Source organism: Povalibacter sp. (assembly GCF_036735925.1).
GTDB lineage: Bacteria > Pseudomonadota > Gammaproteobacteria > Steroidobacterales > Steroidobacteraceae > Steroidobacter.
This window is the reverse complement of the sequence record NZ_DAINNK010000022.1, coordinates 43160-55694: the sequence shown is the minus strand read 5'-3', so window position 1 is coordinate 55694 and position 12535 is coordinate 43160. Positions and strand designations below refer to the sequence as shown.

The window sequence follows — 12535 nt, the reverse complement described above, 5'->3', positions numbered from 1 at the left end:
CGCCGGCGGATGAGCCGATGAGGTACCGACAAGCTCGGTGACCGAACGCAGGTTGTGGCGAGCGAGGTAGTCCGCAATGCCGCGATTGATCTTCGGGCACACCAGCGGATCGTAGAACAGCGCAGTGCCGACGCCGACGGCCGTCGCGCCGGCAATCAGGAATTCGAGCGCATCGTTGGCCGAGCAGATGCCACCTTGACCGATGATCGGCACGTTGTGCTTGCGCGCAACTTCGTACACTTGATGCACCTTCAATAGTGCGATCGGCTTGATCGCAGGGCCCGAGAGACCGCCCTGGACGTTGCCGATCACCGGCCGGCGCGTGTTCACGTCGATCGCCATGCCCATCACGGTGTTGATCACCGCGAGCGCATCGGTGCCTGCCTCGATGCAGTGACGCGCGTTCTCGCGGATGTCGGTCTGGTTCGGCGAGAGTTTGGTGATCAGCGGCTTCTTCGTCACGGCGCGGCACGCCGCGACCACGCGTGCCGACATTTCCGGATAGTTGCCGAACTGCACGCCGCCTTCCTTGATGTTCGGACAGGAGATGTTGATTTCGATCGCATCGATCGGCGAATCGTCGAAACGGCGCGTCACTTCGACGTAGTCCTCGATCGTCGAACCGCAGACGTTGGCGATGAAACGTGTCTCGGTGAAATCGAGCGTCGGCAGGATTGTCGTCACGACATGATCGACGCCGGGATTCTGCAAGCCGATCGCGTTCAGCATGCCCATCGGCGTTTCGTAGACGCGATGCGGCGGATTGCCCAGGCGCGGCTCGCGCGTCGTGCCCTTGAGCACGATGCCGCCGGCATCGCGGTTGGAGAAGCCCTCGACGCGGGTGTATTCCTCGCCGAAGCCGACGCATCCCGACAACAGCACGATCGGCGAGGCGAACTTCAGGCCGCAGAAATCCAGCGCGAGCGATGCGGCCGTATTGCTTGAGTCACTCATAGATCGCATTCTGCTCTGGCCCGTAGCCTGTAGCCAGTAGCCCGTCACCGCATGTTCCACCTGATCCTGTTCCAGCCGGAAATTCCGCCCAACACCGGCAACGTCATCCGCATGAGCGCCAATGCGGGCGCGCATCTGCATCTCATCCGGCCGATCGCCTTCGATCTCGACGAGAAGGCCGTGCGCCGCGCCGGCATGGACTACGCCGAGCTGGCGCACGTGCGGCAATGGGATTCGCTGGACCAGTGCCTCACTGCGATCGGCGCGCCCCGCTGGTTCGCGATTTCGACGCGCGGCACGGTTCGTTACGACACGCCGCGCTTCGCCGCCGGCGACGCATTCGTCTTCGGCCCGGAAACCCGCGGTCTGCCGCAGGACGTGCTGGAGCGGTGTCCGCCGGAGCAGCGCCTGCGCATTCCCATGCGACCGGGCAACCGCAGCCTGAACCTGTCGAACGCCGTCGCCGTCGTTACCTATGAGGCGTGGCGGCAGCAGGATTTCGGATGAAGAAGGGTTTCACACGGAGTTCACGGAGAACACGGAGAAGAAGAATTCTCCACGGGGGACACGGGGAGCACGGGGAAAAGGAAATTCATTCTGTTCCGAGCCCCGTGTTCCCCGTGTCCCCCGTGGAGACTTTCTTCTCTTCTTCCGAATCTCCGTGTTCTCCGTGAACTCCGTGTGAAACTTCAGGAATGCTCAGGCTTGAGCGCCCGGCTCATGAGTTCCTTGACGGCGTCCTTGGGTGGAATGCCTTCATGGACGACGCGATAAATCTGCTCGCTGATCGGCATTTCGACGTTGGCGCGTGTAGCGACTTCGCGAACGGCGCGCGCGGCGAGTACGCCTTCGACGACCTGGCCGATGGCCTTCTGTGCGCTGTCGATGCGTTCGCCCGCGGCAAGCGCGAGGCCGAAGCGGCGATTGCGCGATTGATTGTCAGTACACGTGAGCACGAGATCGCCCAGGCCGGCGAGTCCCATGAACGTGTCCTTGTGTGCGCCGAGCGCCACGCCGAGCCGCGTCATCTCGACCAGCCCGCGCGTGATCAGCGCGATGCGCGTATTCGCGCCGAAGCCGAGCCCGTCGGACAGCCCCGCGCCGATGGCGAGTACATTCTTGATCGCGCCGCCGATTTCCACGCCGATGATGTCGGTGGAGGTGTAGGCGCGGAAATTCAGGCCCGAAATGCGCTTGGCGAGTTCGCTTGCGAATTCGGCATCGGCCGAGGCGACTGTCATCGCCGTCGGCAACCCCGCGCCGACTTCTTTCGCGAACGTCGGACCGGAGATGACTGCGGTCGGCACATCCGAGCCCAGCACCTGCCCCGCTACTTCGTGCGGCAAGAGACCGGTCGAAAGTTCGAAACCCTTGGTCGCCCAGGCCAGGCGCATGGAGGCGGGACGATGCTGCGCAAGCTCGACCAGCATGCCGCGCAGCGCGTGACTCGGTACCGACACGACGATGTCGCGATGCGCCGCGAGCACGCGCGCGAGATCGGCATCGACCGTCAGTGATTCGGGAAAGGGAGCGTCAGGCAGGTAACGCGCATTGCGCCGGTCGCGCGCCAGTTCGGCCATGTGGTGCGGATCGCGTCCCCACAGCGTGGTGACGCAACCCGCGCGGGCGAACTGGATCGCCAGCGCCGTTCCCCAGGAACCGGCGCCGACGATCGCGATCCTGGCAGGCGCCGGTGTCGCTCCTGTCTCCGGCGTGCTGCTCATGTGAAACGTTGCGGCGCGATGCCGATCAGTTCACGGCGTTGCCGGCCGGCGCAGCGCCCGCCTGCTGTTGTGCGGCCTGTGCGGCGGCCTGATTGAACAGCACTTCGAAATTGACCGGCGGCAGCAGGAACGGCGGGAAGCCGCCCTTGGTGAGCAGGTCGGAAATCACGTGACGCGCATAGGGCAGCAGGTAGTTCGGGCAGAAGATGCCGAGCAGACGCTGCGCGTCGGCCGCGGGCACATTGCGCATGCCGAAAGCACCGGCCTGCTGCGCCTCGACCAGCCACACGGTCTTTTCCGCGGCCTTGGCTTCGACGCGCACCGTGAGCACGACTTCCTTCATGTCGCCGCCGAGATCGTTCACGGAGGTGTTGAGGTTCAGGCTGATGGTCGGGTTGGCCGAGTTCGGCGCCACGCGCGGACCGATCGGCGCCTCGAACGACACATCCTTCAGATACACCGCCTGCGGGGCGAACTGCGGCGCATTCGGATCGACCTGCCCGTTGGTCGCCTGGGGGGGAACTTCGTCAACCATGATCGTTAATCCTCAGTCGTGGAATTTTATGAATGGCCGTTTCGCCGCAGCGAAAGGCGTTTCAGGTCTTGCTCATCAGCAATTGATCGAGTTCGCCCGAACGATCCAGCGCCGCCAGATCATCGTATCCCCCAACGTGCCGCTCGCCGATGAAAATCTGCGGCACCGTGCGGCGTCCGCCGCTTCTTCGCATCATCGTCTCGCGCTCGCGCGCATCTTCATCGACCTTGATTTCCTGCACCGCGACGCCCTTGCGTTCGAGCAGGCTGCGCGCGCGCTGGCAGTAGCCGCAGTACGCGGTGGAATACATGACGACGGGTGCGGCGCTCATGCCTGCTTCCCGTCCTTCTTGCCGCTGCCCTTCACCAGCGGCAGATTTTCCTGGCGCCAGGTGCGCAGTCCGCCGCGCAGCGTCGCCACCTTGTTGAAACCCGCGGCCTTGAGTGCTTTCGCGGCGGTGGCCGATGCGAAGCCGTTTTCGCAGCACACCACCACGGGCTTGTCCTTGTACTTCTTGAGCGTCTCGGCGCGCTCGCCGATTTCCTTCGCCGGGATGTTGCGCGCATCGATGATGTGGCCGGCGTCGTATTCACCCGCGTCGCGCACGTCGAGTACCAGCGCGCCCGAGTTCGTGAGCCGCACGGCATCGCCGGTGCCCAGCATCGAGGAACCCTTGGCGCGCTCGCGGATCTCGATCACGATCGCCAGAACGGCCAGAATCGCCGCGGCCGCGATCAGGAAGGGATGGTTGGTGATGTATTCCAGAAATCGACTCATTGCTGCAGATCATCCGTCCGGTTGGGTCAGACGCGACTATGGGGCTCAATCGGGGAGTTGGAAGGCGTGCGGCTCGTGCCGCCGCTTCCTGCCGGCCCCGAGGCCCACCCAAAAAAGGGCGCAAAGTATAGCAGCCGGTCCCGGGCTCACAGCCCCGGCGCGCGGTTTTGCAGAATGCGGCGGGAGGTTCGTATAGCGATGCGGCGGGCAGGGATTGGATTGGGCCTCGCCATCGCCGCGATCGGCCTGTGGCTGGGCAACGGCCTGCCTGTCCACGCGGCGGCCGATCCGGCGGCCAAAGAAGGCGAACTCAAGCAGGTCCGCAGCCGGATCGAGTCCATTCGCCGGTCGATCCATGCCGAAGCGGAAAAACGCGATTCGCTCAGCAAGGAAGTGCGCCAGGCGGATCTCGCCGTCCAGTCCGCCCGCGAGCGGCTGTCGGGCGTGCGCGAACGCCGCGAGGCCGCCGAGGCCCGCCTGAAGTCGCTGCAGGCGGAACGTGCCGACACCCAGAAGAAAATCGATGCGGAGCGCGATGCGCTGGCCGGCGAATTGCGTACGGCCTACATGAACGGGCGTCAGGAACAGCTCAAGCTGCTGCTGAACCAGGGCGATCCGGCGCAACTCGGCCGCACCATGGCCTGGTACGGCTATTTCGGCCGCGCCCGCGCCGAGCGCATCACCGCCATCACCGAACACCTGTCGCACCTGGAATTGCTGAGCGAAAACATCAGCGCCGAAGCGGCACGGCTGAAGGCCCTCGAAACCGAGCAGGCCAGTGAAGTGAAATCGCTGGCCGGCGCGCGCGACCAGCGCAAGCTCACGCTGGCGAAGGTGCAGGCGACGATCAAGACGCGCAACGACGAACTGGCCAAGGCGCGGCGCGAGGCGCAGGCGCTGGAAAAACTCGTCGAACAGCTGCGCCGCGCGATCCAGGAATTTCCCGACTACGGCGATCAGCCCTTTGCGCGCGCCCGCGGCAAGCTGCCCTGGCCGGTGAAAGGCAATGCCCTCGCCCGTTTCGGACAGACCCGCGCGGGCGGCCCGTTGAAATGGCAGGGCATGGTCATCGGCGCCGATCGGGGCACGCAGGTGCGCGCGCCCTTTCCCGGTCGCGTCGTATACGCCGACTGGCTGCCCGGTCTCGGCCTGCTGCTGGTGCTGGATCACGGCGGCGGCTTCATGAGCCTGTACGGCTACAACGAGCAGCTCTATCGCAAGGTCGGCGAGCGGGTCGCCGCGGGCGATGCGCTCGGCGCCGTCGGCGACGCCGCGGGCTTCGGCAAACCGGGTCTCTACCTCGAAATCCGCCAGGGCCGGCAGGCCCTGGATCCCGCCCCCTGGCTGCGAAAACCGTGAGCGATTCGCCGACGCTGCAGTGACGCGCTGCACTGGAAAAACAAGGAGGAAATCAGGGAAAGCGTGACTGCGGTCACGGGGGTTTCGCCGACATCGCGCCGACGATATGTTATTACCGTACCGGCCGCTCGAAAGTGCGGTCGACTTCAAGGAACCCCTGCATCCCCGGATGGATGATCCATTCCCAGAACGCGAACGACATGCCCTGGCGCACGGGGTGGGAAGCAGTAGCGGATGGCGACGATTCTCGACGACGAAGACACGGTGGAAGCGCAGTCGCTGTCGACCTCGCTCGACCCCTACGGCCAGCTGATGAAAATGCTGATGCCGCGGGCGCTGTGCATCGGCATCTACGATCACCTCGCCACCCCGCTGTGGCTTTCCGACGGCTGCGAAGGCCCCGACCTGCCGCAGGTCGTCGAAGAAGCGCTCAACGCGGCGCGCAGCCCCGATCCCGATCCATCCGAACGCGACGGCTTCGCCCGTTCCTGGGACGGCGAAACCGCCTACGTCTTCATCCTGCGCGAAGGTGCTCACCTGCTGGGTGCGGTCGCGCTGTCCTGTCGCGACGGCAGCGGCGGCGCGCGTCCGTTCTCGCTGATGGTCGGCCTGCTGCGTCCGGCGCTGCAGGTGCTGACGCGCGAACTCGTCAATCAGAACCCCGTCGAGGAGACGCCGCAGAGCGCGCCGCTGCGCGACGGCGATCTCGCCCTGCTGCTCGATTCGAACGGCGCCGCCGAAGAAGGCGAGAGCGATGATTTCACCCAGCTCGTGCGCAGCTGTGTCGATCACCTCGACTGCGCCGCGGGCGCGCTGTTCGTGCCGGAGAAAAAAATCGCCGCCACGGTCTTCGCCACGGCGCAGCGTCGCGCCGATGCGGAGTTGCTCGATCGCACGCAGCGCCATCTGTTCGCCTGGGCGCAGGTGCAGCGCCGCACGCTGACGCTCAACAAGGCGCCGCCGAACAGTCCGCTCGGCACGCTGCCGTACAAGATCCTCGCCTGTCCGATCCGTCACGGCGCGGAACCGGTGTCGGGCATCCTCTTGCTGTTCCGTCCGCATTCGGCGCCCGATTTCGAGCTGCGCCAGGTGCGCATCGTCGAAATGCTGGCGCGCCGCATCGCGTACGTGCTGCAGAATTCCTACGACCCGGCGACCGGCCTGCTCACGCGCCCTGCGTTCGAACGCCGCGCGCTCGCCACGCTCGCGCAGGGACCGAAAGACCGGCACTGCGTGGGCTATGCCGACGTCGATCGCCTGCACGTCATCAACGACAACCACGGCATGCACGTCGGCGATCAGGTGCTGGCGCGCATCGCCGAAACCATCCGCGTCAATCTGCCGCGCAGCGTGATTGCCTCGCGCATCTCGGGCGATCGCTTCGCGCTGTTCCTGCCGGATACGCCGCAGCAGGCGGCGGAGGAATTTTTCAGCAGCCTGGTCGAGAGCATCGAACAGCTCGATTTCCGTCACGAAGGCCAACGCATCGCGCTGTCCATGAGTTTCGGCCTCGCCGTCGTGCCGGAAACGCGCCTGCCGCTGTCGCACGCACTCGCCACGGCCGAAGTCGCCTGCAAGTCGGCCAAGCAGCGCGGTCGCGGACGAGTCGAGCTGTATCAGGAACCGGTGCCGCCAGCGGCAGCGATCGAAACGCCGCCGGTCGCGGTGCCGATACTGGAAACCGTCGCCGCAGTTGCGCCGGTTCTCGAAGGACCGCGTTTCGAGGATGCAACGCCGGCCGGCGATCTGCGCGAGGCGATTGCCAACGATCGCTTCCGCATGGAAGCGCAGTCGATCGTCAGACTGAATTCGCAGGAGCCGGCGCGCCGCTTCGAACTGCTGCTGCGCATGATCGACGCCTCCGGCGAAAGCGTCTCGCCCGACAAGTTCATCCTCTCGGCCGAGCGCCACGGCATCGCCTCCGACATCGATCGCTGGGTCATTCAATACGCGCTGGAAATCCTCTCGTCGGCCGCGCCGGCGCTGCAGGGCCTCGGCGCGCATTTCGCCATCAACCTGTCGAGCCAGTCCGTCAGCGACGAGAATTTCCCGGACTTCCTCGAAGCCAAGCTGCGCGAGTACGAACTGCCGCCGGGCCTGCTGTCGTTCGAGATCACCGAAACCGCCGCGGTGGCCAACATCGTGCGCGCCGAGACGCTGATCCGCCGCGTGCAGGGCCTGGGTCACGGCATCGCGCTCGATGATTTCGGGCGCGGCCTGTCCTCGCTCACCTATCTCAAGTCGCTGCCGGTGTCCGATCTGAAGATCGACGGCGCGCTCATCCGCGATCTCGCCACGGGCTCGCGCTCGCAGGCCACCGTGACGGCGATCGTGCAGCTCGCGCAGTCGATGAATCTCAGGACGACCGCCGAGAGCATCGAAAGCGAAGCGATCCTCGCTGCCGTCGGCCGGCTCGGCGTCGACTATGCGCAGGGCTTTGCGATCGGCCGGCCGCGGGCGCTGGAAGCGGTGCTGCAGGAAATCCTGCGCGGCGCGCCCGGCGTGACGCGCGTGTCCGGCTCGCCGCTCATGGCGCGGCTCGCCGGCTGACTTTTCTTCTTCCTGTGGGGCCGGCTTCAGCCGGCCTGAAAACAGTCAGGCTAAAGCCTGACCTACAGGAAGAAACAGACCGAGCCGGTGGCATACGGGATTCAGGGAATGCCTGCGCCGTTTAGTGGCGTTAAGCCGCCGACGCCGGCTGTATATTGATGGCGGCCTTCGATCCATAAGTGCAGTGACCGTGAACCGATTTCCCCGACCCTTTCGCGTGTTGTTGCTGGTGATGCTCGGCGTCGTGCTGGGTGCCGGCCTCTCCGTCGGCCCGAGCGTCCAGGCCGAACGACGCATCGCACCGGAACAGCCGGTCGCCGCCACCGACAAACCCATGCGCTGGCAGGACGCGCGACTGCTCGCCGAAGTCCTCGAACTCGTCCGCAAGGACTACGTCGACGATGTCTCCGACGAAGAACTCATCGAAGCCGCCATCCGCGGACTCGTCGGCGATCTCGATCCGCACTCCTCCTTCCTCAATGCCGAAGAGCTGAACGAAATCCGCATCAGCACCGCGGGCGAATACTCCGGCGTCGGCATCGAAGTGGCGCTGGAGAACGGCGCCGTGAATGTCGTCTCGCCGATCGAAGGCGGCCCGGCAGCGCTCGCCGGCGTGCTCGCCGGCGACACCATCGTCGCCGTCGACGAAGTGCCGGTCAGCGTCGAGAATCTCGACGACACCATCGATCGCATGCGCGGCAAGCCGGGCTCGATGGTCAAGATCACCATCGCCCGTCGCGAGACGCCGCAGCCGCTGCAGTTCACGCTGGCGCGCGCCAACGTGCAGGTGCACAGCGTCAAAGAAAAATTGCTCGAACCGGGCATCGGCTATGTGCAGATTTCGCATTTCAGCGAGACCACCACACCCGATCTGGAAAAGGCCATTGCACAGCTGAAGCGCCGCAACGGCAGCGAGCTGCACGGACTGGTGCTGGACCTGCGCGACAATCCCGGCGGCCTGCTCGAAGCAGCGATCGGCGTCTCCGACGTCTTCCTCGAAGACGGCATCATCGTCACGGCGAACGGCCGCGCCGCCGATGCGAAGTTCGAAATGGATGCGCAACCCGGCGATGCGCTGAACGGCGCGCCGCTGGTAGTGCTGGTCAACGGCGGTTCGGCGTCGGCGTCGGAAATCGTGGCCGGCGCACTCAAGGATCATCATCGCGCGACCATCCTCGGTCAGCAGACCTACGGCAAAGGTTCGGTGCAGACCGTGATGCCGCTGTCGGATGGTCATGCCGTCAAGCTCACCACCTCGCGTTACTACACGCCGTCGGGCGTGTCGATCCACAAGGTCGGCATCACGCCGGACGTGGTGATCGATGCGAAGCAGGCGGCCGACGCGCCGAAGGTGGCGGGCATCGACTATGAAACCGGGCTCGCGCTCGGCCTGCTCAAGGATGACTCGACCCGCGATACGGATCGTCCGATCCGGCAAAGCAGCCTGAAGTAATCGCGCGCATGCGTGCTGCGCCGGCAGGGAGCGCTATCCAGGGCTTCGCCACGAAGGCATTGCTCGGCCTGGAGCTGCTGGCGCTCGCCAGCGGTGTTCTGCAGTTTGCCTTCGCGCCGGCCACCGTCGGCAACCCGGTGCTGGCTGGTGCCGCGCTCGCGCTGCTGAGTTTCAGCATTGTGCTGGTGCGCCTGATTCCGGCGCTGCAGCGACCGGTGGCGCGCCAGCACTGGATCGCCGTCGTCGCCACGATCCTCTATGTCACGCTGATCGCCATTGCGACCGGCGCTGCGCAAAGCGCGCTGCTGGCGCTCTATCTCATTCCGCTCGCGGCCGTGGCGCTGGCGTTCGGACGCTGGTGGCTCGTCGCGCTCACCGCCTTCGTCATCGCCTTGCTCGGGCTGCTGCTGGGCGCGCTGACGCCGGACGTCGATGTGGCCAGCGCGCAGTTCGCCGTGCTCATGCTCAGCAAGCTCCTGCCCGGACTCGCCATCGCACTGATTCTCAGCGCCCTCATCGAACAGATGCAGAGCGCGGTGCAGCGCATCTCGGATCTCGCCGCCAGCGATCAGCTCACGGGCCTGCTCAATCTGCGCGCCTTCGAAGAAGTACTGCAGCAGGAGCATCGCAAGGCCGAGCGCTTCGGCCGGCCGTACACGCTCGCCATGATCGACGTCGACAATCTCGGCTACGTGAACGACACGCTGGGGCACGAGGCCGGCAGCGAAGTGCTGCGATCGGTGGCGGCGGCCATCGGCCGCTCCATCCGCGCCTCCGACGTGGCGGCGCGGGTCGGCGGCGATGATTTCGTCGTGCTGCTGACGGAAGCCGACGAAGCGATGGGCGCCGCCATCGCCCAGCGCATCCGCAACAACATCTATGCCAGCACGGTCTCGGTCGCAAATCGCCTGATCCGCGCCAATGCCAGCGTGGGCACGTCCAGCTTTCCGCGCGATCACCTGTACCCGAAGGAACTCATGATCCTCGCGGACCGGCGCATGCAGCAGGATCGCGAACTGCGCAAGCAGGCGGGTTGAGGGGTAGACCCGAATGATGCGTCCCTTCCTCCGCGCAGCGGGGAGGAGGCGCGCGAAAGCGCGTCGGAGATCCCCCAGCGAGGGAGAAGGACAGGATGGGGGCTACTTGATAAGCAGCACAGATTGCGTTGTGCCCCCACCCTGACCCTCCCCCGCTGCGCGGAGGAGGGAACAAACGACGGCGATCTGAGCAGATTCGTTCTACTGCTCCGCCATCAGCGCGCGAACCGCCTGCACCAGAATGCCGACGATCATGATCAGCGTCGGCAACGCCGTCAGCACGAATCCCAGCGAACGGCTTTTCGGATCGCGCACGTAGGAACGACAATAGATGGCGCGCCCGATGATGAAAACGGCGCCCAGGCCGGCGGCCCAGGTCGCGCTTGCGTAGTGCGCGAAGATCCACAGCGACGGCAGAAACAGCACGAGCTGTTCCAGCGTGTTCATCTGCACGCGGAAGTAGCGTTCGAATACTTCATTGCCGGAGACCGCCGGTGCGGCGATGCCGTGCCGGGCGCGGGCGCGTCCGACCAGCGCGCCGAAGAACAGGAATTCGATCAGGGCGAGAACGGTAACGATCGCGACGTAATGCATATGCGGAGCCTTGTAGTTGTTCGTCCCGTCGCAAGCGTACCGCATCGCCGCCGCCCTGCCGACGTTGCTATATCATCGCCCCGCCACCAGCGACTGCGCAGGCACTCATGAATACCGCGTCAGCACTCGCCTACCAGAGCGGCTTCGCCAATCACTTCGCCACCGAGGCGCGCAGCGGTGCCCTGCCGACCGGACGCAATTCGCCGCAGCGTGCGCCGCTCGGATTGTATGCAGAGCAACTGTCGGGCACGGCCTTCACCTCGCCGCGACACGCCAACCGCCGGTCGTGGCTGTATCGCATCCGCCCGGCCGCGATGCATGGCCGGTTCGAACGCCGCGAGGATGGATTGATCACGAACCAGTTCGATGCCGCAGCGACGTCGCCGAATCAATTGCGCTGGGACCCGTTGCCGATTCCGGAGCGGCCCACCGATTTCGTGCAGGGTCTCACGACGGCCGCGGGCAACGGCTCGCCCGAAGCGCAGAGCGGTTGCGGCATCTACTGGTATGTCGCGAACCAGTCCATGCGCGACCGGTTCTTCTACAGCGCCGACGGCGAACTGCTGATCGTGCCGCAGCTCGGTGCATTACGGCTCGCGACCGAACTCGGGCTCATCGAGATCGAGCCGCAGGAAGTCGCGGTCATTCCGCGCGGCGTGCGCTTTCGCGTCGAGTTGCTGGAAGCGCAGGCGCGCGGCTATGTCTGCGAAAACTTCGGTGCGCCGTTTCGATTGCCGGATCTCGGACCGATCGGTTCGAACGGCCTCGCCAATCCGCGCGACTTCCAGACGCCGGTCGCGTGGTTCGAAGACCGCGAAGGCGACTTCGAACTCATCGCCAAGTTTCTCGGCCATCTGTGGTCGGCGCCGATCGATCACTCGCCGCTCGACGTCGTCGCCTGGCACGGCAACGACGCGCCGTACAAGTACGATCTGCGCCGCTTCAACACCATCGGCTCGATCAGCTACGACCATCCCGATCCGTCGATCTTCCTGGTGCTGCAATCGCCCAGCGATACGCCGGGCGTCGACACGATCGACTTCGTGATCTTTCCGCCGCGCTGGCTGGCGATGGAGGACACGTTCCGTCCGCCCTGGTTTCACCGCAATGTCGCGAGCGAGTTCATGGGCCTGATCCACGGCGTCTACGATGCGAAAGCCGGCGGCTTCGCGCCCGGCGGCGCCTCGCTGCACAACTGCATGAGCGGTCACGGCCCCGACGCGACGACCTTTGAACGTGCGAGCGTTGCGGATACGACCGCGCCGCAACGGATCAGCGACACGATGGCGTTCATGTTCGAAACGCGCAACGTCATCCGCCCGACCTCCTACGCTCTCGCCCTGCCGCAATTGCAGTCCGACTATGCCGACTGCTGGTCGGGGTTGCGCAGGCAGTTCAAGAGTTAGGAGGTTTCACACGGAGATCACGGAGACCACGGAGTTCGGAGAAGAGAAGAAAAATTTCCACGGGGGACACGGGGAACACGGGGTCTCGGAACAGAAATTTTCTTTCCCCGTGCTCCCCGTGTTCCCACTCCTTCCCCGTGGAAATT

12 protein-coding genes are annotated in these 12535 nt (G+C 65.4%); 6 read left to right on the top strand and 6 right to left on the bottom strand.

What is annotated here, in order from left to right; translation table 11 throughout:
* Positions 1-954: dihydroorotate dehydrogenase (locus V7D81_RS09195; RefSeq protein ID WP_324315939.1), on the bottom strand; the 954-nt coding region annotated here is incomplete at its 3' end.
* 51 nt (positions 955-1005) lie between these two features.
* Between V7D81_RS09195 and V7D81_RS09190 the strand changes: the two genes are divergently transcribed.
* Positions 1006-1461 (top strand): tRNA (cytidine(34)-2'-O)-methyltransferase, encoded by a 456-nt coding sequence (locus V7D81_RS09190; protein WP_324315937.1) that lies wholly within the window; start codon positions 1006-1008, stop codon positions 1459-1461.
* A 182-nt stretch (positions 1462-1643) separates the two neighbouring features.
* Here the strand turns inward: V7D81_RS09190 and V7D81_RS09185 are convergent, their stop codons facing one another.
* The 4 genes from V7D81_RS09185 to V7D81_RS09170 form a co-directional block, all read right to left on the bottom strand.
* The gene (locus tag V7D81_RS09185; RefSeq protein ID WP_324315936.1) at positions 1644-2678 is read right to left on the bottom strand and encodes an NAD(P)H-dependent glycerol-3-phosphate dehydrogenase; all 1035 of its coding nucleotides are present in this window, start codon (positions 2676-2678) and stop codon (positions 1644-1646) included.
* 25 nt (positions 2679-2703) lie between these two features.
* Positions 2704-3213: a protein-export chaperone SecB gene (gene secB, locus V7D81_RS09180; protein ID WP_324315934.1), complete on the bottom strand. Its 510-nt coding sequence runs from the start codon at positions 3211-3213 to the stop codon at positions 2704-2706.
* A 61-nt stretch (positions 3214-3274) separates the two neighbouring features.
* A complete protein-coding gene (grxC, locus tag V7D81_RS09175; RefSeq protein WP_324315932.1) occupies positions 3275-3544 on the bottom strand; it encodes a glutaredoxin 3 in 270 nt (89 codons plus the stop codon).
* The gene (locus V7D81_RS09170; RefSeq protein ID WP_324315930.1) at positions 3541-3990 is read right to left on the bottom strand and encodes a rhodanese-like domain-containing protein; all 450 of its coding nucleotides are present in this window, start codon (positions 3988-3990) and stop codon (positions 3541-3543) included. Before V7D81_RS09170 ends, grxC begins: the two co-directional genes overlap by 4 nt.
* 198 nt (positions 3991-4188) lie before the next feature.
* Between V7D81_RS09170 and V7D81_RS09165 the strand changes: the two genes are divergently transcribed.
* The 4 genes from V7D81_RS09165 to V7D81_RS09150 all read left to right on the top strand — a co-directional run bounded on the left by V7D81_RS09165 (position 4189) and on the right by V7D81_RS09150 (position 10389).
* On the top strand, positions 4189-5349 hold the full coding sequence (locus V7D81_RS09165) for a murein hydrolase activator EnvC family protein (RefSeq protein WP_324315929.1): 1161 nt from the start codon (positions 4189-4191) through the stop codon (positions 5347-5349).
* Between the two features lie 234 nt (positions 5350-5583).
* On the top strand, positions 5584-7899 hold the full coding sequence (locus V7D81_RS09160) for a bifunctional diguanylate cyclase/phosphodiesterase (RefSeq protein WP_324315927.1): 2316 nt from the start codon (positions 5584-5586) through the stop codon (positions 7897-7899).
* 190 nt (positions 7900-8089) lie between these two features.
* Positions 8090-9352 (top strand): S41 family peptidase, encoded by a 1263-nt coding sequence (locus tag V7D81_RS09155; protein WP_324315925.1) that lies wholly within the window; start codon positions 8090-8092, stop codon positions 9350-9352.
* An 8-nt stretch (positions 9353-9360) separates the two neighbouring features.
* Positions 9361-10389, top strand: a complete 1029-nt coding sequence (locus V7D81_RS09150; protein WP_324315923.1) for a GGDEF domain-containing protein — start codon at positions 9361-9363, stop codon at positions 10387-10389.
* A 201-nt stretch (positions 10390-10590) separates the two neighbouring features.
* Here the strand turns inward: V7D81_RS09150 and V7D81_RS09145 are convergent, their stop codons facing one another.
* Positions 10591-10983: an MAPEG family protein gene (locus V7D81_RS09145; protein WP_324315922.1), complete on the bottom strand. Its 393-nt coding sequence runs from the start codon at positions 10981-10983 to the stop codon at positions 10591-10593.
* A gap of 107 nt (positions 10984-11090) precedes the next feature.
* On the opposite strand from V7D81_RS09145, the gene hmgA reads away from it, so the two are divergent.
* A complete protein-coding gene (hmgA, locus tag V7D81_RS09140) occupies positions 11091-12389 on the top strand; it encodes a homogentisate 1,2-dioxygenase (RefSeq protein ID WP_324315920.1) in 1299 nt (432 codons plus the stop codon).
* Positions 12390-12535 lie beyond the last annotated feature (146 nt).

Bases quoted from the DNA above. Each gene is read 5' to 3' on its own strand.
- V7D81_RS09190 (WP_324315937.1), top strand. From the start codon at position 1,006: ATGTTCCACCTGATCCTGTTCCAGCCGGAAATTCCGCCCAACACCGGC.
- V7D81_RS09185 (WP_324315936.1), bottom strand. From the start codon at position 2,678: ATGAGCAGCACGCCGGAGACAGGAGCGACACCGGCGCCTGCCAGGATC.
- secB (WP_324315934.1), bottom strand. From the start codon at position 3,213: ATGGTTGACGAAGTTCCCCCCCAGGCGACCAACGGGCAGGTCGATCCG.
- grxC (WP_324315932.1), bottom strand. From the start codon at position 3,544: ATGAGCGCCGCACCCGTCGTCATGTATTCCACCGCGTACTGCGGCTAC.
- V7D81_RS09170 (WP_324315930.1), bottom strand. From the start codon at position 3,990: ATGAGTCGATTTCTGGAATACATCACCAACCATCCCTTCCTGATCGCG.
- V7D81_RS09165 (WP_324315929.1), top strand. From the start codon at position 4,189: ATGCGGCGGGCAGGGATTGGATTGGGCCTCGCCATCGCCGCGATCGGC.
- V7D81_RS09160 (WP_324315927.1), top strand. From the start codon at position 5,584: ATGGCGACGATTCTCGACGACGAAGACACGGTGGAAGCGCAGTCGCTG.
- V7D81_RS09150 (WP_324315923.1), top strand. From the start codon at position 9,361: ATGCGTGCTGCGCCGGCAGGGAGCGCTATCCAGGGCTTCGCCACGAAG.
- V7D81_RS09145 (WP_324315922.1), bottom strand. From the start codon at position 10,983: ATGCATTACGTCGCGATCGTTACCGTTCTCGCCCTGATCGAATTCCTG.
- hmgA (WP_324315920.1), top strand. From the start codon at position 11,091: ATGAATACCGCGTCAGCACTCGCCTACCAGAGCGGCTTCGCCAATCAC.